This window comes from Pseudomonas sp. PDM04, from assembly GCF_014851765.1.
In the GTDB taxonomy this organism is placed as follows: domain Bacteria; phylum Pseudomonadota; class Gammaproteobacteria; order Pseudomonadales; family Pseudomonadaceae; genus Aquipseudomonas.
In genome coordinates this window covers 931,238-954,493 of sequence record NZ_JACVAI010000002.1, presented here as the reverse complement: position 1 = coordinate 954,493, position 23,256 = coordinate 931,238, and the positions used below count along the sequence as shown (strand labels likewise).

Annotated in this window: 24 protein-coding genes and 4 tRNA genes; 19 read left to right on the top strand and 9 right to left on the bottom strand. The window is 59.2% G+C overall.

Annotation, left to right across the window (positions count from 1 at the left end; genetic code table 11):
* Window positions 1–66 precede the first annotated feature (66 nt).
* Window positions 67–1,128, top strand: a complete 1,062-nt coding sequence (locus IB249_RS11350; RefSeq protein WP_192304565.1) for an AI-2E family transporter — start codon at window positions 67–69, stop codon at window positions 1,126–1,128.
* Here IB249_RS11350 and IB249_RS11345 read toward each other — a convergent pair.
* The 3 genes from IB249_RS11345 to IB249_RS11335 all read right to left on the bottom strand — a co-directional run bounded on the left by IB249_RS11345 (window position 1,125) and on the right by IB249_RS11335 (window position 2,302).
* Window positions 1,125–1,307, bottom strand: coding sequence for a hypothetical protein (locus IB249_RS11345; RefSeq protein WP_192304563.1), 183 nt, complete (start codon window positions 1,305–1,307; stop codon window positions 1,125–1,127). The genes IB249_RS11350 and IB249_RS11345 overlap by 4 nt on opposite strands.
* A 112-nt stretch (window positions 1,308–1,419) precedes the next feature.
* Window positions 1,420–1,614: a hypothetical protein gene (locus IB249_RS11340; protein ID WP_192304561.1), complete on the bottom strand. Its 195-nt coding sequence runs from the start codon at window positions 1,612–1,614 to the stop codon at window positions 1,420–1,422.
* Between the two features lie 316 nt (window positions 1,615–1,930).
* Complete coding sequence (locus IB249_RS11335) at window positions 1,931–2,302, bottom strand: hypothetical protein (protein WP_192304559.1); 372 nt, start codon at window positions 2,300–2,302, stop codon at window positions 1,931–1,933.
* Between the two features lie 246 nt (window positions 2,303–2,548).
* Between IB249_RS11335 and IB249_RS11330 the strand changes: the two genes are divergently transcribed.
* The gene (locus IB249_RS11330; protein ID WP_192304557.1) at window positions 2,549–3,367 is read left to right on the top strand and encodes a shikimate 5-dehydrogenase; all 819 of its coding nucleotides are present in this window, start codon (window positions 2,549–2,551) and stop codon (window positions 3,365–3,367) included.
* 105 nt (window positions 3,368–3,472) lie between these two features.
* Here the strand turns inward: IB249_RS11330 and IB249_RS11325 are convergent, their stop codons facing one another.
* The gene (locus IB249_RS11325) at window positions 3,473–4,120 is read right to left on the bottom strand and encodes a YceH family protein (protein WP_192304879.1); all 648 of its coding nucleotides are present in this window, start codon (window positions 4,118–4,120) and stop codon (window positions 3,473–3,475) included.
* A gap of 207 nt (window positions 4,121–4,327) precedes the next feature.
* Here IB249_RS11325 and IB249_RS11320 point away from each other — a divergent pair, with 207 nt between their 5' ends.
* On the top strand, window positions 4,328–4,837 hold the full coding sequence (locus IB249_RS11320; protein WP_192304555.1) for a DUF1993 family protein: 510 nt from the start codon (window positions 4,328–4,330) through the stop codon (window positions 4,835–4,837).
* Between the two features lie 66 nt (window positions 4,838–4,903).
* Here IB249_RS11320 and sstT read toward each other — a convergent pair whose 3' ends face one another.
* Window positions 4,904–6,124, bottom strand: coding sequence for a serine/threonine transporter SstT (sstT, locus tag IB249_RS11315; protein ID WP_192304553.1), 1,221 nt, complete (start codon window positions 6,122–6,124; stop codon window positions 4,904–4,906).
* Between the two features lie 283 nt (window positions 6,125–6,407).
* Here sstT and IB249_RS11310 point away from each other — a divergent pair, with 283 nt between their 5' ends.
* Entirely contained in the window at window positions 6,408–7,562 is a 1,155-nt protein-coding gene (locus tag IB249_RS11310; protein WP_192304551.1) for an MFS transporter, read from the top strand.
* Window positions 7,563–7,565: 3 nt separating this feature from the next.
* Here IB249_RS11310 and nhaR read toward each other — a convergent pair whose 3' ends face one another.
* Window positions 7,566–8,465 carry a transcriptional activator NhaR gene (gene nhaR, locus IB249_RS11305; protein ID WP_192304549.1) on the bottom strand — a complete coding sequence of 300 codons (900 nt, stop codon included), beginning with the start codon at window positions 8,463–8,465 and terminating at the stop codon, window positions 7,566–7,568.
* Window positions 8,466–8,599: 134 nt separating this feature from the next.
* On the opposite strand from nhaR, the gene IB249_RS11300 reads away from it, so the two are divergent.
* Both IB249_RS11300 and IB249_RS11295 read left to right on the top strand, forming a co-directional pair.
* On the top strand, window positions 8,600–8,842 hold the full coding sequence (locus IB249_RS11300; RefSeq protein ID WP_192304547.1) for a hypothetical protein: 243 nt from the start codon (window positions 8,600–8,602) through the stop codon (window positions 8,840–8,842).
* Between the two features lie 27 nt (window positions 8,843–8,869).
* Entirely contained in the window at window positions 8,870–9,619 is a 750-nt protein-coding gene (locus tag IB249_RS11295; RefSeq protein ID WP_192304545.1) for a TerC family protein, read from the top strand.
* Between the two features lie 86 nt (window positions 9,620–9,705).
* On the opposite strand, the gene IB249_RS11290 is transcribed toward IB249_RS11295, so the two are convergent.
* Window positions 9,706–9,873, bottom strand: coding sequence for a hypothetical protein (locus IB249_RS11290; RefSeq protein ID WP_192304543.1), 168 nt, complete (start codon window positions 9,871–9,873; stop codon window positions 9,706–9,708).
* Window positions 9,874–10,071: 198 nt separating this feature from the next.
* On the opposite strand from IB249_RS11290, the gene IB249_RS11285 reads away from it, so the two are divergent.
* The 3 genes from IB249_RS11285 (at window position 10,072) to IB249_RS11275 (ending at window position 11,281) form a co-directional block, all read left to right on the top strand.
* Window positions 10,072–10,746, top strand: a complete 675-nt coding sequence (locus IB249_RS11285) for a peptidase C39 family protein (RefSeq protein WP_192304541.1) — start codon at window positions 10,072–10,074, stop codon at window positions 10,744–10,746.
* A 94-nt stretch (window positions 10,747–10,840) separates the two neighbouring features.
* Window positions 10,841–11,047, top strand: a complete 207-nt coding sequence (locus tag IB249_RS11280; protein WP_192304539.1) for a DUF6021 family protein — start codon at window positions 10,841–10,843, stop codon at window positions 11,045–11,047.
* An 18-nt stretch (window positions 11,048–11,065) separates the two neighbouring features.
* A complete protein-coding gene (locus tag IB249_RS11275) occupies window positions 11,066–11,281 on the top strand; it encodes a hypothetical protein (RefSeq protein WP_192304537.1) in 216 nt (71 codons plus the stop codon).
* Window positions 11,282–11,393: 112 nt separating this feature from the next.
* On the opposite strand, the gene pbpG is transcribed toward IB249_RS11275, so the two are convergent.
* On the bottom strand, window positions 11,394–12,332 hold the full coding sequence (pbpG, locus tag IB249_RS11270; RefSeq protein ID WP_192304535.1) for a D-alanyl-D-alanine endopeptidase: 939 nt from the start codon (window positions 12,330–12,332) through the stop codon (window positions 11,394–11,396).
* Window positions 12,333–12,570: 238 nt separating this feature from the next.
* Window positions 12,571–13,425 (bottom strand): bifunctional methylenetetrahydrofolate dehydrogenase/methenyltetrahydrofolate cyclohydrolase FolD, encoded by an 855-nt coding sequence (gene folD, locus IB249_RS11265; protein ID WP_192304533.1) that lies wholly within the window; start codon window positions 13,423–13,425, stop codon window positions 12,571–12,573.
* Between the two features lie 275 nt (window positions 13,426–13,700).
* Here folD and IB249_RS11260 point away from each other — a divergent pair.
* From IB249_RS11260 to IB249_RS11215, 10 genes are all read left to right on the top strand, one after another.
* Window positions 13,701–13,777: transfer RNA gene (locus tag IB249_RS11260), tRNA-Arg, on the top strand.
* Window positions 13,778–13,809: 32 nt separating this feature from the next.
* Window positions 13,810–13,885: transfer RNA gene (locus IB249_RS11255), tRNA-His, on the top strand.
* 57 nt (window positions 13,886–13,942) lie between these two features.
* A tRNA-Leu gene (locus IB249_RS11250) sits at window positions 13,943–14,027 on the top strand.
* Window positions 14,028–14,103: 76 nt separating this feature from the next.
* Window positions 14,104–14,179, top strand: a tRNA-His gene (locus tag IB249_RS11245).
* A gap of 395 nt (window positions 14,180–14,574) precedes the next feature.
* Window positions 14,575–15,885 (top strand): trigger factor, encoded by a 1,311-nt coding sequence (tig, locus tag IB249_RS11240; protein ID WP_192304531.1) that lies wholly within the window; start codon window positions 14,575–14,577, stop codon window positions 15,883–15,885.
* Window positions 15,886–15,979: 94 nt separating this feature from the next.
* A complete protein-coding gene (gene clpP, locus IB249_RS11235; RefSeq protein ID WP_192304529.1) occupies window positions 15,980–16,615 on the top strand; it encodes an ATP-dependent Clp endopeptidase proteolytic subunit ClpP in 636 nt (211 codons plus the stop codon).
* Between the two features lie 113 nt (window positions 16,616–16,728).
* The gene (gene clpX / locus IB249_RS11230) at window positions 16,729–18,012 is read left to right on the top strand and encodes an ATP-dependent Clp protease ATP-binding subunit ClpX (RefSeq protein WP_027618777.1); all 1,284 of its coding nucleotides are present in this window, start codon (window positions 16,729–16,731) and stop codon (window positions 18,010–18,012) included.
* Between the two features lie 161 nt (window positions 18,013–18,173).
* The gene (gene lon / locus IB249_RS11225) at window positions 18,174–20,570 is read left to right on the top strand and encodes an endopeptidase La (RefSeq protein WP_192304527.1); all 2,397 of its coding nucleotides are present in this window, start codon (window positions 18,174–18,176) and stop codon (window positions 20,568–20,570) included.
* A gap of 148 nt (window positions 20,571–20,718) precedes the next feature.
* Window positions 20,719–20,991: an HU family DNA-binding protein gene (locus tag IB249_RS11220; RefSeq protein WP_002552737.1), complete on the top strand. Its 273-nt coding sequence runs from the start codon at window positions 20,719–20,721 to the stop codon at window positions 20,989–20,991.
* A 231-nt stretch (window positions 20,992–21,222) separates the two neighbouring features.
* Window positions 21,223–23,094, top strand: coding sequence for a SurA N-terminal domain-containing protein (locus tag IB249_RS11215; protein ID WP_192304525.1), 1,872 nt, complete (start codon window positions 21,223–21,225; stop codon window positions 23,092–23,094).
* The last annotated feature ends 162 nt before the right edge of the window (window positions 23,095–23,256 follow it).

Below are 23,256 nucleotides of genomic sequence, written 5' to 3'. Positions count from 1 at the left end.
TGCGAACCGTGGCGGACTAAGCATCAGGGCGCAACAGGCGTGGCTTTGGACTGACATGGATCGAACATGAATGAACAGACGGTACACAACAAGTCGCTGGTGATTCTGCTCTGGCTGGTCACGGCGGCGTTTATCTGGATTTTGCTGCCGTTCTACGGCGCAGTGTTCTGGGCGGTGATCCTCGGCATTCTCTTTGCGCCGATGCAGCGGCGGCTGCAATTGAAGCTGGGCTGGCAACGCAACCTGACGGCGGGACTGACCCTGGGCATTGCCCTGGTCATCGCCATTCTGCCGGTGATCGTCCTCAGTATCCTGCTGGTTCAAGAGGGCGCCGCCCTGTACAAGCGCATCGAAAGTGGCGAGCTGGACATTGCCGGTTATGTTTCGCATTTCAAGCACAGCCTGCCGAACTACTTCCAGCACCTGCTGGATCGGGCCGGTGTCGGTGAGCTGGAGGGGCTGCGCGAAAAGATCGTCAAAAGTGCGGTGAGTGGCAACGAGTTCATCGCCAACCAGGCCTTCAGCTTTGGCCAGGGCACGTTCGAATTCCTGGTGAGCTTTTTCATCATGCTCTACCTGCTGTTCTTCTTTTTGCGCGACGGTGCGGAGCTGGCGCGCAAAATGCGCACCGCAGTGCCGCTCGAAGAACACCAGAAACGCCGTTTGCAGCTCAAATTCAACCGCGTGGTGCGGGCCACGGTCAAAGGCAACCTGCTGGTGGCCATCACCCAGGGCGCACTCGGCGGAATCATCTTCTGGTTTCTCGATATCCCGAGCTCGCTGCTCTGGGCCGTGCTGATGGCTTTTCTGTCGTTGCTGCCGGCGGTCGGCGCGGGAATTGTCTGGGCGCCGGTCGCGGCGTTTTTCCTGCTCAGCGGGGCGATCTGGCAGGGGGTGGTGCTGGGGTTGTTCGGCGTGTTCGTGATCGGCCTGGTGGACAACGTGCTGCGACCGATACTGGTCGGCAAGGACACCAAGATGCCCGACTACCTGATTCTCATTTCGACCTTGGGCGGCCTGGCGATTTTCGGACTCAACGGCTTTGTCATCGGGCCCTTGATCGCGGCGCTGTTCATGTCGAGCTGGGCGATCTTCATCGAAACCAAACCGCGGGTGCAGTTGCCTTAGGCGCTGAATCGCTCGGTGTCGAGGCGTTGCGACAGGGCCTTGGCGGCATTGAGCGAAGTGAGCGGACCGCTGATCGGTTCGCCGTCCTGCATCAGGTACCAGCAGGCGAGCAATCCCAGCTCTCTGAGCGATGCGGGAACCGCGCTACCGATAACGGACATGATCTGAACCTGGGACATAAGTACCTCCATCAATCTATGGAGCTACCTTAAGGGGCTGGCGCTTGAACGAGAAATCAACGCTTTCAATAGTCGTCATTGACGCGAGCATGCCCCAGTGACCGTCTGTCGGTCAGTCGACCACCAGGTCCAGCAAATGAACCACTTCCTGCTCGTTGAGCAGCCCTTTGCGCACCAGGTTTTCCGCCATCAGCGAAAGAAACTTGGCGCTGCGGTGACCCTCGAGGTGCTTGAGTTCGGTCAGGGCGCTGTACACCTTGCCGGAAGTGCACAAGCTGATATCGCGATGCGGATTTTGCGTGGGCATGAGCTCGTCCTTGTTGTAATCAAGCTGTTATTGACGGACAGGTCCTAGCGTGCGGGCCTGACATGACAAAAATATGACCGCTTCCGCAGGGAAGGGGGCGAGTCAATCTTGCCTGCTTGCGCAACCCGTGCTGTCCCGAGAGCGACCTCTAATAGAGAAATTCAGACCTTTGCGACGAATGGCTGGGGGACACGAGCTCAATGTGCGATTGGGCCCGCCGGCTCGCGAGCGTCACCCGGACAACGCAGGTATTCAGACCTTCGGCGAGACAGTCTCGTACCCACAAAAGAAAGCCCCGCCATAGGGCGGGGCGTGTTCACCAGCGGCCATAGCCGTGGGGAGGTCCGTAGTAACCGCGTGGTGGCCCGTAGTAGCCGCGGGGTGGTCCGTAGTAGACCGGAGCGGGGCGGTAATAGACCGGTTGTTGAACGTACACCGGCGCCGGCTGGTAATAGACCGGTGGTGGCGGTGGCGCGTAATACACCGGTGCAGGCTGCGCGTAGACAGGCTCCGGCGCGACATAGACCGGTCGGTTGCTGTTGATGATGGCCGAACCGACGATGGCCGAGCCAACGATCGCGCCAAATACCGCCGGACCTTGCCAACCACCACCGCCATGCGCTTCTGCCTGCCCTGTGACAGCCAGAGCGCCGATCAGCAAGGCAACTGCGGGGATTTTACGGATCATGATAATTCCTCGGTTCTTCAACCCGGCGCCTGAGTCTGCAATAGACCCAGGGATCGTCGCGGGGATACTTCTAAGACAACGTTTTTTGGAAAATCTGCACAGCCGTTGGGTAAATTTTGTGTAAGGTCTGTACCGGCTTCTTTACCGTCGTGCGCTGCCATCGGCAGGCACACCCTTATGATCGAACGGATCGCGATGGCCTGGCTAATCCCGTCCATCTGAAAGTGCTGTCGAAGGAGATTATTCATGCAAATGAACCCCAACAAAGACACCCAGCTGTGCATGTCCCTGTCAGGGCGTCCGGGGAATTTTGGCCTGCGCTTTCACAATCACCTGTACGAGCAATTAGGCCTGAATTTCTATTACAAGGCGTTCAGCAGCCAGGACTTGACCGGCGCCGTTGGCGGCATCCGTGCCCTGGGCATCCGCGGTTGCGGCGTTTCGATGCCGTTCAAGGAAGCCTGCATTGCCCTGGTCGACGAACTGGACGCGTCCGCCGCCGCCATTCAATCGATCAATACCATCGTCAACACCCATGGCCATCTCAAGGCCTACAACACCGATTACATTGCCGTCGCCCAATTGCTGCAGACCCATCAGGTGCCCAGGGAATCGACCTTCGCCCTGCGTGGCAGCGGGGGCATGGCCAAGGCCGTGGCCAGTGCCCTGCGCGATGGCGGGTACGGCAACGGCGTGATCGTCGCCCGTAACGAAGACACCGGACGAGCCCTGGCGCAATCGCTGGGGTATGAGTGGCAAGCCGAGTTGGGCGCACGCCGCCCGCAGATGTTGATCAACGTGACCCCGATCGGCATGACCGGCGGGCCCGAGGCCGATCAGTTGGCCTTTGATGCCGAAGCGATCGCGGCTGCGCAGACGGTCTTCGACGTGGTGGCGATTCCTGTGGAGACGCCGCTGATCGTGAGGGCTCGTGCCGAGGGCAAGCGGGTGATCACCGGCCTGGAAGTGATCGCGATCCAGGCCCTGGAGCAGTTCGTGCTGTACACCGGCGTGCGTCCGACGGATGAACAGTTTCGCAAGGCGGTGGCGTTCGCTCGCGGTTGAGGCTTGCGCGAGCCCTGTCGCGAGCCGGCTCGCTCCCACAGGGTTTGCGACCCAATGCAAGGGGGGAGCCGGCGTGCTCGCGAAGGCGGCGCTGCGGGGATCTGACTACTCGAGACGCGCCAAGCGCTCCTCCAGCGCAGCAATCCGCGCCTCCAGCTCTTCGATCCGCTCAAGTGAAACACCGCCGCCGGTGCTGCGCTCGGTCGGGTTCTGACGGGCCGCGAGGATCGCCTCGATGTCCGCCGGGTCGCCCAGGGCATGGGTATAGCGGTCTTCACGCTGCCCGGCCTGGCGTGGGATCAGCACGGCCAGCCCGCGAGCGATCAAGCGCTCCAGTTGGTGCACGACCTGCTCGGCATCCTCGAAGTCATGCATGCGCCCGCTGCGGGTCAGCAGTTCATTGACGGTCTGCGGACCACGCAGGAACAGCAGTCCGGTGAGAATCACCTGCGCCGGCACCAGTTCCAGGGCCTTGTCGACCCGGTGCTCCCAGCGGTCGGCGCGACTGCCCATCACCAGCCGGGTAAAGCCGCGTCCCTCGAGGGCACGCAGGCTCTGGCCGACCTGACCCTGGGTGAGGTTCATCACCGGTTCGCGGCTGGTTTTCTGGTTGCAGGCGATCACCAGCGCATTGAGGGTCAGCGGATAGGTTTCCGGGCTGGTGGCCTGCTTCTCGATCAACGAGCCCAGAATGCGGATTTCCGTGCTGTTGAGCCGTGGCTCGTCGAACGTGGTTTCTTGTTCACTCATGATGCTGCGTCCTTACCCCGGTTCATATTCTTCTCCTGCTGGCATGCACTTTAGATTGGCGCACGCCAATGGCAACTGAATTCGTCGCTGGCGGGTCACCAAGGCCCCTCGGCGCTTCACTTTATTTTTTACCATCCGGCGGGCACCGCAGGGTTCGTGCATCGCTATAATCGCTCCCACGTTTCACTCCTGTCATCACACGAGACTGCCATGACCATTTCCCTGTACGACGCCTCCATCCCGGTTTTCAAGCAAATGCTCACCGCCCTGAGCGACGTTCTCCACAAGGCCGAGGCCCACGCCACCGCCCGCAACATCGATGCCAATGCGTTCCTGCAGGCGCGCCTGTACCCGGACATGTTCCCGCTGGTGCGCCAGGTGCAGATCGCCGTTGATTTCGCCAAGGGCGTTTCCTCGCGCCTGGCCGAGGTCGAAGTGCCGAAGTACGAAGACACCGAAACCACCTTCGCCGAGCTGCAGGCGCTGCTGACCAAGGTTCTGGCCTACATCGGCGAGATCAAGCCCGAACAGGTCAATGGCAAGGAAGGCATCGAGATCGTCACGCGCCCAGGCACGCCGAAAGAGAAGCGCTTCTCCGGTCAGGCCTACCTGCTGAGCTATGGCTTGCCGCAGTTCTTCTTCCACGTCACCACCGCCTATGCACTGCTGCGCCACAACGGCGTGGAAGTGGGCAAGCGTGATTACATGGGCGCGTTCTAAACCGCCGGATACAAAAAAGCCCCCGCAGCCTTGGGTTCCGGGGGCTTTTTCATGACTGTAAAAAGCCTACGCCTTCTGTTCTTCGCCCAGGCAGGCCGCCGCCGTGAACAGCACGTCGGTGGAGGAGTTCAGCGCCGTCTCCGCCGAATCCTGCAACACACCGATGATGAAACCGACCGCCACCACCTGCATGGCAATTTCGCTGGGGATGCCGAACAGGCTGCAGGCCAGTGGAATCAGCAGCAATGAGCCGCCCGCCACACCTGACGCGCCGCACGCGCAGATGGCTGCGACGACACTCAACAGAATGGCGGTAGGAATGTCCACGGCGATGCCCAGCGTATTCACGGCTGCCAGGGTCAGCACGGTGATGGTGATCGCCGCGCCCGCCATGTTGATCGTCGCGCCCAGCGGGATCGATACGGAGTAGGTGTCTTCGTGCAGACCCAGGCGCTTGCTCAACTCCAGATTGACCGGAATGTTCGCCGCCGAGCTGCGGGTGAAGAACGCCGTGATCCCGCTTTCGCGCAGGCAAGTGATCACCAGCGGGTAGGGGTTGCGGCGCAACTTCCAGAACACGATCAGCGGGTTCATGACCAGCGCCACGAACAGCATGCAGCCGAGCAGCACCGCCAGCAGGTGCACATAGCCGACCAGCGCGCCGAAGCCGGAGGTCGCGAGGGTCGAAGCCACCAGGCCGAAGATCCCCAGCGGAGCAAAACGAATCACCAGGCGAACGATCAGGGTGACACCGTTGGACAGGTCGCCGAGTACTTCGCGCGTGGTCTCGCCGGCATGGCGAATTGCGATACCCATGCCGATGGCCCACGCCAGAATACCGATGAAGTTGGCGTTCATCAGGGCACTGACCGGGTTGTCCACCACGCTCAACATTAGGCTTTGCAGCACTTCAGCGATGCCCCCCGGCGCCGTCACGGCCACGTCGTGGGTGTTCAGCACCAGATTCGACGGGAACATCATGCTGGCCACGACCGCGACCACCGCCGCGGCAAAGGTGCCGAGCAGGTACAGGAACAGAATGGGCCGGATGTGGGTTTCCTGGCCGTGCCTGTGATTGGCGATCGATGCCATGACCAGCACGAACACCAGGATCGGCGCGACGGCCTTCAGCGCCGAGACGAACACTTTGCCGATGAACGCCGTGGACTTCGCCACTTCGGGCGCGATCAGCGCCAGGGCAATGCCCGCGATCAGGCCGATGATGATTTGCGAAACCAGGCTCAAGCCTTTCAGGCGTTGCAACAGCGAAGGGGATGAAGCAGTCATAAACGACATCTCTGATGGGTCAGGTGCGAGGGTGTTGCGACGTCGGCGCCAGTCACTGGCGGATGGACAGGGGTTGGAAATCGCAGGGTGCGGACTTTATCACAGCGCTGGTCGTGTTCCGCCTTCCGGTCTGTGACCAACTGTCACCCCATTGGCCCACTGGATTTGCAGGTTCGTGCAACCGTGATGGCCAGCACTCTGTTAACATCGGCCATCCTCATTTTCATCTTTGCCAGTGGGCCTTCGGGCTATCGCTGGTGTCGTCGTTTTTCTGGAGTTCTGCATGCTGTTGCCCATCCTCCTGTTGTCCGCCGCCGGTTTCACGGTGTTGACCACGGAATTCATCATCGTCGGCCTGCTGCCGGCCATCGCCCGGGACCTCGAGGTCACGATTCCCCAGGCCGGCCTGCTGGTGACCCTGTTCGCCTTCACCGTGGCGGCATTCGGTCCGTTCCTGACGGCGTACTTCGCGCGTTTCGAACGGCGCAAGCTGTTCATCTCGGTGCTGATCATGTTTGGCCTGGCCAACACCCTCGCGGCATTCGCGCCGAACATCTGGGTGATGGCGTTCGCCCGTCTGGTGCCCGCGCTGGGGTTGCCGGTGTTCTGGGCCCTGGCCAGTGAGACGGCGGTGGACATCGTCGGGCCGGATTACGCGGGGCGCGCCATCGCCAAGATCGGCTTTGGCATTGTCTGCGCAACGGTGTTCGGCATCCCGGTCGGCACGCTGATTTCCGATGCATTTGGCTGGCGCAGCGCCTTTGGCATCCTGGCGGTGATCGCCTTCGCCAAGGCTCTGCTGCTGTTTTTCTACCTGCCGAAAACCAGCCTGCACCAGCATCAGGTGAGTTTGCGTTCGCAGTTCAAGATCCTGCGCAGCCCCTTGATGCTGGGCCATGTCGTGCTGTCGATCGTGGTGTTCAGCGGCATGTTCACTGCTTACACCTACCTTGCGGATATCCTCGAGCGCCTGGCCGGCTTCAACGGCACGGTGGTCGGTTGGTGCCTGATGGGCTTCGGCGCGGTGGGCCTGATCGGCAACTCGCTGGGTGGGCGCGCGGTGGATCGTCACCCGCTGATCGCCTCGATGGCATTTTGCGCCTTCATGATTGCCGGCATGGTGACGTTGGTGCCGAACATTCACTCGCCGCTGGGGCTGGCGGCGGCGATGGGGATCTGGGGCGTGACCCAGGCGGCGCTGTTCCTGGTCAGCCATGTGCGCTTGATGAAGGCCGCGCCCGAGGCGCCAGCCTTTGCCGCGTCGTTGAACATTGCCGGGGCCAACCTCGGTATTGGCCTGGGCGCCATGATCGGTGGTCGGGTGATCGACAGCGTCGGCCTGCAAGGCCTGGGCTTTGCGGCGGCCGGCCTGATCCTGATGTCGATTCTGCTGGCCATGGCACTGATGACCTTCAAGCCCCGGGAAGTCTGCGCCTGAGTCCTATAGGGCGGTAAACAGCTCGCGTCGGGCACCTTCGGTAATCGCAACGATACCGGGGTGCTTGACCTTGCGTTCCACTGAAATGGCGTAGAACGATTCGGTGACCGCGTCGGTCTGGCCGAGCAACTGCACGCCATACTGACGTTTCACTTCATCGGCAATCACGCTCGGGCCGATGAAGATTCCGCTTCCCGATTGCCCGAATGCCTGCATCAAGGCACTGTCGTCGAACTCGCCAACAATCCGTGGCTGGATCTGCTGCTCGGCGAACCAGCGCTGCAAACGGCTGCGCACAACGGTTTCCGGTCCCGGAATCAACAGCGGTGCACCGTGCAGGCTGTGCGGGAAGTCCTGACCGTATTGCGCCGCCAGTTCAGCGGTGGCGAAGAAACTGATCCCGCATTCGCCGAGCTTCTGGCTGTAGCCCTTGATGTCCAGGTGCGAAGGCATCGGGCTGTCGGAAATCACCAGGTCGAGGCGCTGGATCGCCAGGTCGGCGAGCAAGCGTTCGAGTTTGTCTTCGCGACAGGTGATGCGCAGCGGTTCGTGCAGTTCCATGGTGGGCGCGATCAGGCGGTAGACGATGGACTTGGGCACGACGTCGGCCACGCCGACCCGAAACAGGATCTGCTGTTCATTGGGTTGCGCCCGCAGCATCAACTCCAGTTCACCACCGAGCTGAAACATCTGTTCGGCGTACGGCAGGGTCTGGCGCCCGGCTTCGGTGAGTTCCAGCTGCCGCCCCACTCGCCGAAACAATTCGATGCCGTAGGTCTGTTCCAGCAGGGAAATCTGCCCGCTGATGGTCTGTGGCGTCAGGTTCAGTTGCTCGCAGGCCCGCACGATGCTGCCGGTCTTGGCCACCACCCAGAAGTAATGCAATTGGCGATAGTTGATCATGGCGTTCTACAGTTCGTAAAAAACGAAGTATAACCGGTAAAAATACGAATTTTCCTGAAGTGTTCGCTTGCCTAGAATGCCTCGCTATCAACGGCTGCCGATGCGGCCCGATCTGTTCAATCGAGGAAAGCACCATGAACCTTAAGACCACGGCGCTGCTGGCCGCGTCTCTGCTGCTACTGGCCGGTTGCGAACAAGCCGAAAAAAGCGCCCAGCAACTGATGGGCAAGGCGGCCGAAAGTGCCAAGCAGGCGATCGACGATACGCACAAAGCCGCCGAACAGGCGCTCAGCGACGCCACCGGCGGGCTGATCAGCAAGAAAGAATCGTCAGGCGAAGATCAGGAAAAAACCGAGTCTTCGTCCCAGGAAATCTAAACCGTCATCAAGAATCAGGACTGACCCATGGAATACCTTTTGGAACTTGCTGCAAGCCCCACCGCCTGGGTCGCCCTGGCCACGCTGGTGGTGATGGAAATCGTGCTCGGCATCGACAACCTGATTTTCATCTCGATCCTGACCAACAAACTGCCTGAGCAATATCGGCAGAGAGCCCGGCGCGTGGGTATCGGCATGGCGCTGATCATGCGACTGGCGCTGTTGAGCACCATCGCGTTCATCGTGCAATTGACCGCGCCGGTCATTGAAATCCTCGGCCATGCCTTCTCCTGGAAGGACATGATCCTGATCGCCGGCGGCCTGTTCCTGTTGTGGAAGGCAACGACCGAGATCCATCACAGCATGGACCCGGCTCCGCAGGATCCGAAAACGGCAACGTCGACGGTGACCTTGGGTTTTGCCGCGGCGATCGGGCAGATCCTGATGCTAGACCTGGTGTTCTCCATCGACAGCATCATTACCGCCGTCGGCATGACCGAGCACTTGCCGATCATGATCATCGCAGTGGTGGTCTCGGTGCTGGTGATGTTGCTGGCGGCTGACCCGCTGGCGAAGTTCATCAACGACAACCCGACGGTGGTGATGCTGGCGCTGGGCTTCCTGATCATGATCGGCATGACGTTGATCGCCGAAGGTTTCGGCGCCCACGTACCGAAGGGCTACGTCTACGCAGCCATGGCGTTCTCGGCCGCTATCGAAGTCCTGAACATGATGTCGCGGCGGGCCAAACAGAAGCGTCTGGCTGCCGAAGCCTGACAGGGGGGGATGAACAAAACGGCCGCCTGCGCTCGAAAGAGCCCAGGCGGCCTTTTCATTTATTCGCAATGGGTGACGTTTGCCCGTCAGTGCACGGTGGCGTGGCGTACAGTAGTTTTTTCGATCTTTTCCACCCGCGCCGTCGGGGCAGGGTGGTGGTGTCGGCGTGCAATTCGCAGGACCCCCCACAACATGGCGGCGGCGACGGCCAGCCAGCCGGAAATCAACATCACGATGGTCATTGTCAGGCTCATCAGTGCCTCCTCTTTGCCCTGCAACGGGCACACACTCTTTACCAGTGACAGTCTAGTCGGTGCTGTGTTTCAAGCTATTGACCAAAGGTCGCCTGTGACCAACCACTTCGCTCTATCGAAATCGTGTGACTGCCGGTAAAAGCTATACCGCCGCCGATTGGCGCCCTATGATCCAGCACTTGGATTGAATAGAGAGGGATGAGGGTGCGGGCAATGTCGCGAATTCGAATGGCAGCATTGATTGCAGGTTGCATGGTGGGCCTGGCGGGCTGTGCGGGCAGCGTGGCACCGGAGGTCAAACGCCTGCCGGAGCGGGTGGAGCTCAGTGGCACGTTCTACCGCGGAACCAGTTATCAAAGCGGTCCGCAGGTCCTGGCTAGCCTGTTGTCGCAGCAAGGAGTGGTCATCACCCCAGGTTTGCTCGAGAAGCCCCTGCATCTCCCGGGCGCTGAAGCGAAGTTGCAGCAAAGCATTCCGAACCTGGCACGTGAATACGGCATGGTCGTTTACCCCCTCGATAGCAACCTGCCTGCTTTGCTGGCCCAGGTGGCCGCCGGTTACCCGGTGATGGTGCGGTTTACCGAAGGGTCGGCGTTCTGGGCTGAGTCGCGTTACGTCATTCTTTCCGGTTACGACCGGCAGAAACAGACGGTGTTGCTGCGAGCCGGGATGAATCGCCGGGAGTCGATGAGCTTTGGCTCGTTCGAGTCTGCCTTCGAGAGCGCCGGTGGCTGGGCGGTACTGATCCAGAAGCCGAACCAGATTCCAGCCAACGTTGACCGGCAACGCTGGTTGAATGCGGCGAGCGAATTGGCCCAGGCCGGCCAGGAACAAGCCGCAGCCCGCGCGCGCAAGGCGCTTGACGCGCAATAACCTTCCGTTCGTCATCTGCATCGCACGGCCTCGTGCGATCGTCCTCTGAAGGGTAAGTGCCCGGATTTTTCCGGGCCAGATCCTGGAGGCACCCATGACCGATTCCAAGCATCCTTCCGGCCCGCATTCGTCCGAGCATTCCTCAGGCGACGAGCTGGGATTCGACCCTGATTCTCCCGACCTGGCCGATCCGCAGGTAGACCCTGCCGGACCGGCCAAGGCACCGAGGGACGTCAAGCCGGGCGAGGACGACAAAGCGCCCGCCAAACCCTACGACCCATTGGCCGACCTGAAACCCTGACGTTCGAGTGAGGTGTGTATGTCTACCGATTCGAGTTTTGACGACAAGCATCCGGACAGCGTTCCCACCACCCCGGAAGACGACGTTGACCCGGTGATGGACCCCGACAGCCCGCTGCGTGACCCCCTGGCCAGGCCTGCGGTGGTGCCGACCGAGCCTCCCCTGGGTACCAGGGATCCGAGTGCCGGAGACGGTATACCCGATGATGACCAGATGCCGCTGCCCAATGACTGAGCGTTGAAACCCTGTGGGAGCGAGCCCGCTCGCGATTGCCAGCTGACAGTCACCCTGAGGTGCCTGCAGTGCATTCATCGCAAGAAGGCTCGCTCCCGCAGGGTGAAGTCCGTTACTTGGAGGCCTCGGCCACGCCGCCCTGGCGTTGCTTCAGGTTCTTCTCCGACTTGTACTGCAAGGCCACCGATGGAACGTCGGCGCTCTTGCCAGTTTCGACCCAGTTGCGAATACGGCTGGCATCGGCGAAGTGCGTGTACTTGCCGAAGGCATCGAGAATCACCAGGGCCACCGGGCGGTTGCCCATGCGCGTCACCAACACCAGGCAGTGCCCCGCTTCATTGGTGAAGCCGGTCTTGGTCAGCGAAATATCCCAGTTCGGTTTGCCGACCAGATGGTCGGTGTTGCGAAAACCCAGGCTGTAATTGGGTTTGCGGAACGAAACGGTTTTTTCCTTGGTGGTGCTCAGTTCGGTCAGGATCGGGTACTTGTGGGCAGCGATCAGCAGTTTGCTCAAGTCGCGCGCCGTCGACACGTTACGCGGCGACAGGCCGGTCGGTTCGACATAGTGGGTGTTGGTCATTCCCAGCGCCCGAGCCTTGGCGTTCATCGCGGCAATGAATGCGGCGTAGCCACCCGGATAGTGGTGGGCCAGGCTGGCAGCGGCGCGGTTTTCCGAGGACATCAAGGCAATCAGCAGCATTTCCCGACGCGGCATTTCGCTGTTGAGCTTGACCCGGGAAAACACGCCCTTCATTTCCGGGGTGTCGCTGATGTTGATGGAAATGTACTCGTCCATGTTCTGCCTGGCTTCGACAACCACCAATGCGGTCATCAGTTTGCTGACCGAGGCGATGGGGACAACCACGTCCGGGTTGCTGGCGTAGATGACTTTGTTGGTTTGCAGGTCCATCAACAGGGCGCTGCCGGAGGCGATCTTCAGTTGCTTGGCGTCTCGGGGGGCTGCGGTGGTGTCGGCTGCATTGACCGTTGGCGTGAGGAACGTCCCTGTAAAGGCGAAAAACAGGCTCAGGATGGAAAGACGAATTTTCACGCTGGCAGACTCATAAGGTATGGATTAGTCGTTTTGTAACGGGCTGTTTCTTCAAACCGACGCATTTTAGGAGTATGGCTGAAGAACTGTCGATGGTTGTTCAATCAACAGGTGAAAGTCCTTGAAATCCCCTACAAAACAGCAGGTTTCCGGCGAGTGGTCATGTTAAACCTGCGGGCAAAAAGAACCCCGCCAATGGCGGGGTTCTTGTGTTTGTCGCCTGGCTTGCCGCGTGGACTCAGCTGTGCAGGGTTTCGGCTGCATACAAGGTGTTTTCCAGCAGACAGGCACGGGTCATCGGGCCCACGCCACCCGGGACCGGGGTGATCCAGCTGGCACGGGGCAGGGCGGTATCGTAGACGACGTCGCCGACCAGTTTGCCGTCATCCTGTCGATTGATGCCGACGTCGATCACGATGGCGCCTTCCTTGATCCACTCACCCTTGACCAGGCCGGGCTTGCCGGCAGCCACCACCACCAGGTCGGCGCGACCGACGTGGCCTGCCAGGTCCTTGGTGAAACGATGGGTGACGGTCACGGTGCAACCGGCAAGCAGCAATTCCATCGCCATCGGCCGACCGACGATGTTGGAGGCGCCGACGACCACGGCGTCCATGCCATACAGGTCCGCCCCGGTGCTTTCCAGCAATGCCATGATGCCCTTGGGCGTGCACGGACGCAGCAATGGAATGCGCTGGGCCAGGCGGCCGACGTTATAAGGGTGGAAACCGTCGACGTCTTTGTCCGGGCGGATGCGCTCCAGCAGTTTGGAGGCGTCCAGGTGTTCCGGCAGAGGCAACTGAAGCAGGACGCCGTCGATTGCCGGGTCTTCGTTCAGGCGATCGATCAGGTCGGTCAGCGCTTGCTGGGTGGTTTCGGAAGGCAGGTCGTAGGCTTGGGAAATGAAGCCGACCTCTTCACAGTCTTTACGCTTGTGCGAGACATAAACCTGAGAGGCGGGATCGCTGCCGACCAGGATCACCGCGAGACCGGGTGTGCGCAGGCCTTGCTGGCGGCGCTCGGTAACGCGTTTGGCGATCTGCTGGCGCAGGCTGGCGGCGATCGATTTGCCGTCGATTAGTTGTGCAGTCATTGCGCGTGATTAACCATCGAGAGGGGAAAAAAAGAGAACGCATTCTCGCATGTCAGGCGGTGAGGGCAAAGGCGCTTGGTCTGCAAATTCCCCTAACCCCTTTAATTAAATGAATTTTTTATAAAAAGGATTTGACGACCCTTGGGGCGCTCTATACTATTCGTCGCACTTGTCGGGCACAGCCTAGCACTGGTTATGAAGGTCAAGCAGAATTAAGGTTTTGCGAAACCGGAAAGCACTTAGTTTGTAGTCCTCCAAGGGTACAGATTAATAAGGCGCCCGTAGCTCAGCTGGATAGAGCATCCGCCTTCTAAGCGGATGGTCGCAGGTTCGAGTCCTGCCGGGTGCGCCATTAGGCAGCTTTGGCACAAGTAACGCGATATGGTGGGCGTAGCTCAGTTGGTAGAGCACGGGATTGTGACTCCCGTTGTCGTGGGTTCGATCCCCATCGTCCACCCCATATTTCGAAAGGCGCCAGATTAACAGTCTGGCGCCTTTGCTTTAACCGCTTCAATCCGCGGATGTGGTGGAATTGGTAGACACACTGGATTTAGGTTCCAGCGCCGCGAGGCGTAAGAGTTCGAGTCTCTTCATCCGCACCAAATAAGCTTCATTCAAGCCGCTGGCCTGGCTGGAGCTCTGCAAAGAGGTCGTTTGACTTCTCTGTCACGCAATATGGTGGGCGTAGCTCAGTTGGTAGAGCACGGGATTGTGACTCCCGTTGTCGTGGGTTCGATCCCCATCGTCCACCCCATATTCCGAAAGGCGCCAGATTTAACAGTCTGGCGCCTTTTTTGTTTCAGTGGTTTGAGTGGTGGCGGGTCAAGGGCCACGCAGGCAGGGCGTTTCGTCGAATTTATGTTTCTCGATGCTGCCACGCTGCTGGCCGCTCCTGCTGTCAGGGGTGACGGCCGGGGTATCGGTCGGCGGTCCCTTCTATATATAGAAGGGTTGTCGCAGAGCCCTGGCGTGAGGGGTTGTATTTGCTGTCGGGGCGGGGTGCATTGGTGCGCTCTTCCCTCTAAATTGCCTGCTGTGTTTTTACCCGTTTTCAGTAGGGTGACTTCTTGAGTTTGACCCTCTAGAATGCATGCCCTTGATTCTTGGGTCGGTAACGGCCGGCTAACGTCTGTGCAACGAGGAATATCCATGCAAGTTTCTGTTGAAAATACTTCTGCTCTTGAGCGCCGCATGAGCATCACCGTGCCGGCTGAGCGCATCGAGACTCAGGTCAACAAGCGTCTGCAACAGACTGCCCAAAAGGCCAAGATTGCCGGCTTCCGTCCAGGCAAGGTGCCAATGAGCGTGATTCGTCAGCGTTTCGGTGCTGATGCGCGTCAGGAAGCTGTGGGCGATGTGATCCAGTCCTCCTTCTATGAAGCTGTGGTCGAGCAGAAGCTGAACCCGGCGGGTTCGCCTTCGATCGAGCCGAAATCCCTGGAAGCTGGCAAGGATCTGGAATACGTTGCCGTATTCGAAGTGTTCCCTGAATTCACCGTTGCCGGTTTCGAAGGTATCAGCGTCGAGCGCCTGAGCGCCGACGTGACGGATGCCGATCTGGACAAGATGCTGGACGTGCTGCGCAAGCAGAACACCCGTTTCGAAGTGGCCGATCGCGCTGCCCAGAACGATGATCAGCTGAACATCGATTTCGTTGGCAAGGTTGACGGTGAAGTATTCGCTGGCGGTTCCGCCAAGGGTACTCAACTGGTACTGGGCTCGGGTCGCATGATCCCTGGTTTCGAAGACGGTCTGGTTGGCGCCAAAGCCGGCGAAGAACGTGTTCTGAACCTGACGTTCCCAGAGGATTATCAGAACCTCGACCTGGCGGGCAAGACCGCCGAGTTCACCGTGACCGTGAACACTGTTTCCGCGCCAACGCTGCCAGAGCTGAACGAAGAGTTCTTTGCTCAATTCGGCATCAAGGAAACCGGCCTGGAAGGCTTCCGCGCCGAAGTTCGCAAGAACATGGAGCGTGAACTGCGTCAGGCGATCAAGTCCAAGGTCAAGAACCAGGTCATGGACGGTCTGCTGGCCTCCAACCCGATCGAAGTGCCGAAGGCCCTGCTGTCCAACGAAGTCGATCGTCTGCGCGTGCAGGCCGTTCAGCAGTTCGGCGGCAACATCAAGCCTGACCAACTGCCGGCCGAGCTGTTCGAAGAGCAAGCCAAGCGCCGTGTCGTGCTGGGTCTGATCGTGGCTGAAGTGGTCAAGCAGTACGAGCTCAAGCCTGACGAAGCGCGCGTTCGCGACATGATCCAGGAAATGGCTTCGGCCTATCAGGAGCCTGAGCAGGTCGTGTCCTGGTACTACAAGAACGACCAGCAACTGAACGAAGTCCGTTCGGTTGTGCTGGAAGAGCAAGTTGTGGATACTGTTCTGCAGAAAGCTAGCGTGACCGACAAATCGGTCTCTTACGAAGAAGCGGTCAAGCCGGTAGAAGCTCCACAAGCCGATTGATTGTTCCTGCGTTAAGACGTACACACCATAAGCCAGCATTCGTGCTGGCTTATGCGTTTTCAAGACATAACTATTTTGGGAGTGACTGCAGAGCATGTTCCGTAATTCGTATATTCAGCAGAACTCTGATATCCAGGCCGCCGGCGGCCTGGTCCCGATGGTTGTCGAGCAGTCTGCTCGTGGCGAGCGCGCCTACGATATCTATTCGCGTCTTCTCAAGGAGCGAGTGATCTTCCTGGTTGGTCCGGTAGAGGACTACATGGCCAACCTGATCTGTGCGCAATTGCTGTTCCTTGAAGCGGAAAACCCGGACAAGGACATCCATCTCTATATCAACTCCCCAGGCGGTTCCGTGACGGCGGGCATGTCGATCTACGACACCATGCAGTTCATCAAACCCAACGTGTCGACCACCTGCATCGGCCAGGCCTGCAGCATGGGCGCTTTCCTGTTGACCGCCGGTGCTCCGGGCAAGCGTTACTGCCTGCCGAACTCGCGCGTGATGATTCACCAGCCACTGGGCGGTTTCCAGGGCCAGGCCTCGGATATCGAGATCCATGCCAAGGAAATCCTGTTCATCCGCGAGCGCCTGAACACGCTGATGGCGCGGCACAGCGGGCGTACCCTGGAAGAAATCGAGCGCGACACCAACCGCGATAACTTCATGAGTGCAGAAGCCGCCCGTGAGTACGGTCTGATCGATGAAGTGATCACTTCGCGCCCAGCGTAAAATAAGCGGCTCAAAATAGGGCTTGGTCGGCGTGTCCGATCATCGGCGGGCTTGAAAAAGCCCGCAATAGCCTTCATCTTGTGTTGCAAGCCTATCGGATTTGGATCGAACGAATGACTGACACCCGCAACGGCGAGGACAACGGCAAGCTGCTCTATTGCTCCTTCTGTGGCAAAAGCCAGCATGAAGTACGCAAGTTGATTGCCGGCCCCTCGGTCTTTATCTGCGACGAGTGCGTCGACCTGTGCAATGACATCATCCGTGAGGAGGTGCAGGAAGCACAGGCCGAGAGCAGCGCGCATAAATTGCCTTCGCCTAAAGAAATCAGCGGCATTCTTGATCAATACGTGATTGGTCAGGAGCGCGCGAAAAAGATTCTGGCCGTAGCGGTGTACAACCACTACAAGCGTCTGAATCAGCGTGACAAAAAGAATGACGACGTCGAACTCGGCAAGAGCAACATCTTGCTGATCGGCCCGACAGGCTCGGGTAAGACCCTGCTTGCCGAAACACTGGCCCGCTTGCTGAACGTTCCGTTCACCATCGCCGACGCAACCACCCTCACCGAGGCGGGTTACGTGGGTGAGGATGTCGAGAACATCATTCAGAAGCTGCTGCAGAAGTGCGACTACGACGTGGAAAAAGCCCAGATGGGCATTGTCTACATCGATGAGATCGACAAGATCTCGCGCAAGTCCGACAACCCGTCCATCACCCGTGATGTGTCTGGTGAAGGTGTGCAGCAGGCCTTGCTCAAGTTGATCGAAGGTACGGTCGCTTCCGTTCCGCCCCAGGGTGGTCGCAAGCATCCGCAGCAGGAATTCCTTCAGGTCGACACCCGTAACATCCTGTTCATCTGCGGTGGTGCGTTCTCCGGCCTGGAGAAAGTCATCCAGAACCGTTCCACCAAGGGTGGCATCGGTTTCAACGCAGAAGTGCGCAGCAAGGAAGAAGGCAAGAAGGTGGGCGAGTCCCTGCGTGAAGTCGAGCCTGACGATCTGGTCAAGTTCGGTCTGATCCCGGAATTCGTCGGTCGTCTGCCAGTGCTTGCCACGCTGGACGAGCTTGATGAGGCTGCGTTGATGCAGATCCTCACCGAGCCGAAGAATGCCTTGACCAAGCAATACGCCAAGTTGTTCGAAATGGAAGGCGTGGACCTGGAGTTCCGGGCCGACGCACTGAAGTCGGTGGCCAAGCGTGCCCTGGAACGCAAGACCGGTGCCCGTGGTCTGCGATCGATTCTCGAAGGTGTGCTGCTCGACACCATGTACGAAATCCCCTCGCAGTCCGAGGTGAGTAAAGTCGTGATCGATGAAAGCGTCATAGAAGGCAAGTCCAAGCCACTGTATATCTACGAAAACAGTGAGCCGACTGCCAAGGCTGCGCCAGACGCCTAAGCGTCACGCAGCTGGAACAGGGAAGGGGCCTTCGGGCCCCTTTGCTTTTTCCGCGTTTTAACCCTGTCATTGCGCTTGTTTTTTTTCAAGGCAGCCCCCATCTTGGTTTCAAGCTCAATTCCATCTGTTTCCGGCCTTGTGGCCGCCGTAGAGGCGAAATCATGAAGACAACCATCGAATTGCCTCTCTTGCCATTGCGTGATGTCGTGGTTTATCCGCACATGGTTATCCCGCTGTTCGTGGGGCGCGAGAAATCCATCGAAGCCCTCGAGGCCGCGATGACGGGCGACAAGCAGATCCTTCTGCTGGCCCAGAGAAACCCTGCCGACGACGATCCCGGTGAAGATGCACTTTATCGCGTGGGCACCATTGCGACCGTCCTGCAGCTGCTGAAGCTGCCTGATGGCACGGTCAAGGTTCTGGTCGAAGGCGAGCAACGCGGTACCGTCGAGCGCTTCAGCGAAGTGGACGGTCACTGCCGCGCCGAAGTCTCGCTGATCGATGAAGTCGACGCGCCCGAGCGCGAGTCGGAAGTGTTCGTGCGCAGCCTGTTGGCCCAGTTCGAGCAATATGTGCAGTTGGGCAAGAAAGTCCCGGCTGAAGTCCTGTCGTCGCTCAACAGCATCGATGAGCCGGGTCGCCTGGTCGATACCATGGCCGCACACATGGCCCTGAAGATCGAGCAGAAGCAGGAAATTCTCGAAATCATCGATTTGTCGGCCCGGGTCGAGCACGTCCTGGCGCTGCTGGATGCCGAGATCGACTTGCTGCAGGTCGAAAAACGCATTCGTGGTCGCGTCAAGAAGCAGATGGAGCGCAGCCAGCGCGAGTACTACCTGAATGAGCAGATGAAGGCCATTCAGAAAGAGCTGGGCGACAGCGACGAAGGCCACAATGAAATCGAAGAGCTGAAAAAGCGCATCGATGCCGCCGGCCTGCCGAAAGATGCCCTGGCCAAGGCCCAGGGTGAGCTGAACAAGCTCAAGCAGATGTCGCCAATGTCCGCAGAGGCGACCGTGGTGCGTTCCTACATCGACTGGCTGGTCCAGGTGCCGTGGAAGGCCCAGAGCAAGGTGCGTCTGGACCTGGCGCGCGCGGAAGACATCCTCGATGCCGACCACTACGGTCTGGAAGAGGTCAAGGAACGTATTCTCGAATACCTCGCCGTGCAGAAGCGCGTGAAGAAAATTCGTGGTCCGGTGTTGTGCCTGGTGGGCCCTCCAGGTGTGGGTAAAACCTCCCTGGCCGAGTCGATCGCTCACGCCACCAACCGCAAATTCGTACGCATGGCCCTGGGTGGCGTGCGCGATGAAGCTGAAATTCGCGGCCATCGCCGGACCTACATCGGTTCGATGCCAGGAAGATTGATTCAAAAGATGACAAAAGTGGGTGTCCGCAACCCGCTGTTCCTGCTCGATGAAATCGACAAGATGGGCAGCGACATGCGTGGCGATCCGGCATCGGCGTTGCTGGAAGTGCTCGATCCGGAGCAGAACCACAACTTCAACGATCACTACCTGGAAGTCGACTACGACCTGTCGGATGTGATGTTCCTGTGCACCTCGAACTCCATGAACATTCCGCCGGCGCTGCTTGACCGGATGGAAGTCATTCGGCTGCCGGGCTACACCGAAGACGAGAAGATCAACATTGCCGTCAAATACCTCTCGCCCAAGCAGATCACGGCCAACGGCCTGAAGAAAGGCGAGCTGGAATTCGAAGAAGACGCCATTCGCGACATCATCCGCTACTACACCCGCGAAGCCGGTGTACGTGGGCTGGAGCGCCAGATTGCCAAGGTCTGCCGCAAGGCGGTCAAAGAGCATGCGCTGGAAAAACGCTTCTCGGTGAAGGTCACCGCGTCGATGCTCGAGGACTTCCTCGGCGTACGTAAATTCCGCTACGGCCTGGCCGAATCCCAGGACCAGATCGGTCAGGTGACCGGCCTGGCATGGACCCAGGTAGGTGGCGAGTTGCTGACCATCGAAGCGGCCGTGGTGCCGGGCAAAGGCCAGTTGATCAAGACCGGTTCGCTGGGTGACGTGATGGTCGAGTCGATCACCGCGGCCCAGACTGTCGTGCGCAGCCGTGCGAAAAGCCTGGGGATTCCCCTGGACTTCCACGAGAAGCGCGACACGCACATCCACATGCCGGAAGGGGCGACCCCGAAGGATGGCCCGAGCGCGGGCGTAGGCATGTGCACGGCACTGGTATCGGCGTTGACCGGCATCCCGGTGCGCGCCGATGTCGCGATGACCGGCGAAATCACCCTGCGGGGTCAGGTATTGGCGATTGGCGGCCTGAAGGAAAAACTGCTCGCGGCTCACCGCGGTGGTATCAAGACCGTGATCATTCCTGAAGAGAACGTCCGCGATTTGAAGGAAATTCCTGACAATATCAAGCAGGATCTGCAGATTAAACCGGTTAAATGGATTGACGAGGTCCTGCAAATTGCGCTGCAATACGCGCCGGAGCCCTTGCCCGATGTAGCTCCGGAGATCGTCGCAAAGGATGAAAAACGCGAGTCTGACTCTAAGGAAAGAATTAGCACGCATTAATACGCATTTGCCTGGGGGGCTTGTTGACAGCTTTTTAGAGCCCTTGTTATAAAGCGGCTCTTAAGTGTCTGTAGGCCATTCAGCACTCGTTTTTGCTTTCACCAAAAAACTTAGAATCATACTCAAATAGATATAAGGGGACTTTAGAGTGAACAAGTCGGAACTGATTGATGCTATCGCTGCATCCGCTGATATCCCGAAAGCTGCTGCTGGCCGTGCGCTGGACGCTGTAATCGAATCCGTCACTGGCGCTCTCAAGGCTGGCGACTCCGTAGTTCTGGTTGGTTTCGGTACTTTCTCCGTGACCGATCGTCCAGCTCGCATCGGTCGTAACCCACAGACCGGTAAGACACTGGAAATCGCCGCCGCTAAAAAACCAGGTTTCAAAGCCGGTAAAGCGCTGAAAGAAGCTGTCAACTAAGTTGATTCAGGTTTTACCTGTCCGGGTCGGGCTCAAGCCTGACCTGGCAGCGGAGCGGTAGGCCAGCCGGCAGATTGCCGGTCCGAGACACCAAGGGTCGCAAATTCGAATTCTTGGTCCGCTTCGCCAGTTACGAGAAGGCGCATCCTCGGATGCGCCTTTCTTCTATCCGGATTCTACCCACGCTCCACGGTTGCCTATTTTTGAAGTTCAACCGTTTCTGGGGGACGCATGCTGCAAAATATCAGGGACAATTCACAAGGCTGGATTGCCAAGACCATTATCGGGGTCATCGTTGTACTGATGGCCTTGACCGGTTTCGACGCCATCTTTCAGGCTACGACGCACAAGAATGATGCGGCCAAGGTCAATGGCGACGAAATCAGCCAGAACGAGCTGAGCCAGGCGGTGGATATGCAACGCCGCCAGCTCATGCAACAGCTCGGTAAGGATTTCGATGCGTCCTTGCTCGACGAAAAAATGCTGCGCGAAGCGGCCCTCAAGGGGCTGATCGATCGCAAGCTGCTGCTGCAAGGCGCGGAAAAATCCAAGTTCGCTTTCTCCGAGGCGGCGCTGGACCAAGTGATTCTGCAAACGCCTGAATTCCAGGTGGACGGCAAGTTCAGTCCGGAGCGCTTCGATCAGGTCATTCGTCAGCTGGGCTACAGCCGCATGCAATTCCGCCAGATGCTGGCTCAGGAAATGCTGATCGGTCAGTTGCGCGCAGGTCTGGCCGGCAGCGGTTTCGTCACCGATGCCCAGGTTCTGGCTTTCGCCCGTCTGGAAAAGCAGACCCGCGATTTCGCGTCCATCAACGTCAAGGCTGACCCGGCAGCGGTCAAGTTGACCGACGATGAGGTCAAGGCCTACTACGACGAGCATGCCAAGGAATTCATGACACCTGATCAGGTGATCATCGATTACATCGAATTGAAGAAGTCGTCCTTCTTCGATCAGGTCGCCGTCAAGGACGAAGACCTGCAAGCGGCGTATCAGAAAGAAATCGCCAACCTGTCCGAGCAACGCCGGGCTGCGCACATTCTGATCGAAGTGAACGACAAGGTGACCGAGGCGCAAGCCAAGGCCAAAATCGAGGAAATCCAGGCCCGTCTGGCCAAGGGTGAGAAGTTCGAGGCCCTGGCCAAGGAACTGTCCCAGGACCCAGGCTCGGCGAACAACGGCGGTGACCTCGGTTACGCAGGCCCTGGCGTCTACGATCCTGCATTCGAAACCGCGCTGTACGCGCTGGCCAAGGATCAAGTGTCCGCGCCGGTTCGCACCGATTTCGGTTACCACCTGATCAAGCTGCTGGGTGTCGAAGCGCCAGAGGTTCCGACCCTCGCCAGCCTCAAGGACAAGCTGACCCGCGAGCTGAAAACCCAACAGGTCGAACAGCGTTTCGTCGAGGCGACCAAGCAATTGGAAGATTCGTCGTTCGAGTCCTCCGACCTGGCCCAGCCGGCGCAGGACCTGAAGCTGACTGTTCACACCTCCAAGCCGTTTGGCCGGGAAGGTGGCGAGGGTGTTGCCGCCAACCGTGCGGTGATCGCTGCTGCGTTCAGTCCTGAAGTGCTGGATGAGGGTGCCAACAGCACCGCCATCGAACTCGATCCGGAAACCGTGATCGTGCTGCGCGCCAAGGAGCACCTGAAGCCTTCGCAACTGCCGCTGGAAAGCGTATCTGCCGCCATCCGTGGCCAGCTGACCAAGGAGCACGCCAGTGCTGATGCCAAGACCCGGGCTGACAAGCTGATCGCCGACCTGCGCGATGGCAAGGCGCCACTGGACAAGGCCATCGACGGTCAGAACTGGAAGGTCACCGCCGCTGCAACCCGCGCTCAGGAAGGGGTTGACCCGGCTGTGTTGCAGGCACTGTTCCGCATGCCGAAACCGGCTGCCAAAGACAAGCCGACCTTCAGCAGCGTGACCCTGGCCGATGGTAGCCTGGTGATCGTGCGCCTGAACGCTGTCAACGAAGCGGCCGCTCCGACCGATGAAGAGAAGGCGCAATACCGTCGCTTCCTTGCGTCGCGCATTGGCCAACAGGACTTCGCGGCGTACCGCAAGCAGCTGGAAACCGAAGCGGACATCCAGCGCTACTGAGGCCTGGCTGAGTTTCCCGCACCCTGAAAACCCCGGTCGAAAGACCGGGGTTTTTTTGTGTGCCCAGGAAAAACAGACCGATGCTGTCTGTCACCTGAAGTTTTCGTCGAACGACTTTTTCCGGTAAATGTCGGTCAGTACACTGTAACTGTTTCAAGACAC

Bases quoted from the DNA above. Each gene is read 5' to 3' on its own strand.
- IB249_RS11300 (WP_192304547.1), top strand. From the start codon at position 8,600: ATGAACCTTAAGACCACGGCGCTGCTGGCCGCGTCTCTGCTGCTACTG.
- IB249_RS11320 (WP_192304555.1), top strand. From the start codon at position 4,328: ATGACCATTTCCCTGTACGACGCCTCCATCCCGGTTTTCAAGCAAATG.
- IB249_RS11275 (WP_192304537.1), top strand. From the start codon at position 11,066: ATGTCTACCGATTCGAGTTTTGACGACAAGCATCCGGACAGCGTTCCC.
- sstT (WP_192304553.1), bottom strand. From the start codon at position 6,124: ATGACTGCTTCATCCCCTTCGCTGTTGCAACGCCTGAAAGGCTTGAGC.
- clpX (WP_027618777.1), top strand. From the start codon at position 16,729: ATGACTGACACCCGCAACGGCGAGGACAACGGCAAGCTGCTCTATTGC.
- IB249_RS11280 (WP_192304539.1), top strand. From the start codon at position 10,841: ATGACCGATTCCAAGCATCCTTCCGGCCCGCATTCGTCCGAGCATTCC.
- nhaR (WP_192304549.1), bottom strand. From the start codon at position 8,465: ATGATCAACTATCGCCAATTGCATTACTTCTGGGTGGTGGCCAAGACC.
- clpP (WP_192304529.1), top strand. From the start codon at position 15,980: ATGTTCCGTAATTCGTATATTCAGCAGAACTCTGATATCCAGGCCGCC.
- IB249_RS11215 (WP_192304525.1), top strand. From the start codon at position 21,223: ATGCTGCAAAATATCAGGGACAATTCACAAGGCTGGATTGCCAAGACC.
- tig (WP_192304531.1), top strand. From the start codon at position 14,575: ATGCAAGTTTCTGTTGAAAATACTTCTGCTCTTGAGCGCCGCATGAGC.
- IB249_RS11330 (WP_192304557.1), top strand. From the start codon at position 2,549: ATGCAAATGAACCCCAACAAAGACACCCAGCTGTGCATGTCCCTGTCA.
- IB249_RS11295 (WP_192304545.1), top strand. From the start codon at position 8,870: ATGGAATACCTTTTGGAACTTGCTGCAAGCCCCACCGCCTGGGTCGCC.
- IB249_RS11335 (WP_192304559.1), bottom strand. From the start codon at position 2,302: ATGATCCGTAAAATCCCCGCAGTTGCCTTGCTGATCGGCGCTCTGGCT.
- folD (WP_192304533.1), bottom strand. From the start codon at position 13,425: ATGACTGCACAACTAATCGACGGCAAATCGATCGCCGCCAGCCTGCGC.
- IB249_RS11340 (WP_192304561.1), bottom strand. From the start codon at position 1,614: ATGCCCACGCAAAATCCGCATCGCGATATCAGCTTGTGCACTTCCGGC.
- IB249_RS11350 (WP_192304565.1), top strand. From the start codon at position 67: ATGAATGAACAGACGGTACACAACAAGTCGCTGGTGATTCTGCTCTGG.
- lon (WP_192304527.1), top strand. From the start codon at position 18,174: ATGAAGACAACCATCGAATTGCCTCTCTTGCCATTGCGTGATGTCGTG.
- IB249_RS11285 (WP_192304541.1), top strand. From the start codon at position 10,072: ATGAGGGTGCGGGCAATGTCGCGAATTCGAATGGCAGCATTGATTGCA.
- IB249_RS11310 (WP_192304551.1), top strand. From the start codon at position 6,408: ATGCTGTTGCCCATCCTCCTGTTGTCCGCCGCCGGTTTCACGGTGTTG.
- IB249_RS11345 (WP_192304563.1), bottom strand. From the start codon at position 1,307: ATGTCCCAGGTTCAGATCATGTCCGTTATCGGTAGCGCGGTTCCCGCA.
- IB249_RS11290 (WP_192304543.1), bottom strand. From the start codon at position 9,873: ATGAGCCTGACAATGACCATCGTGATGTTGATTTCCGGCTGGCTGGCC.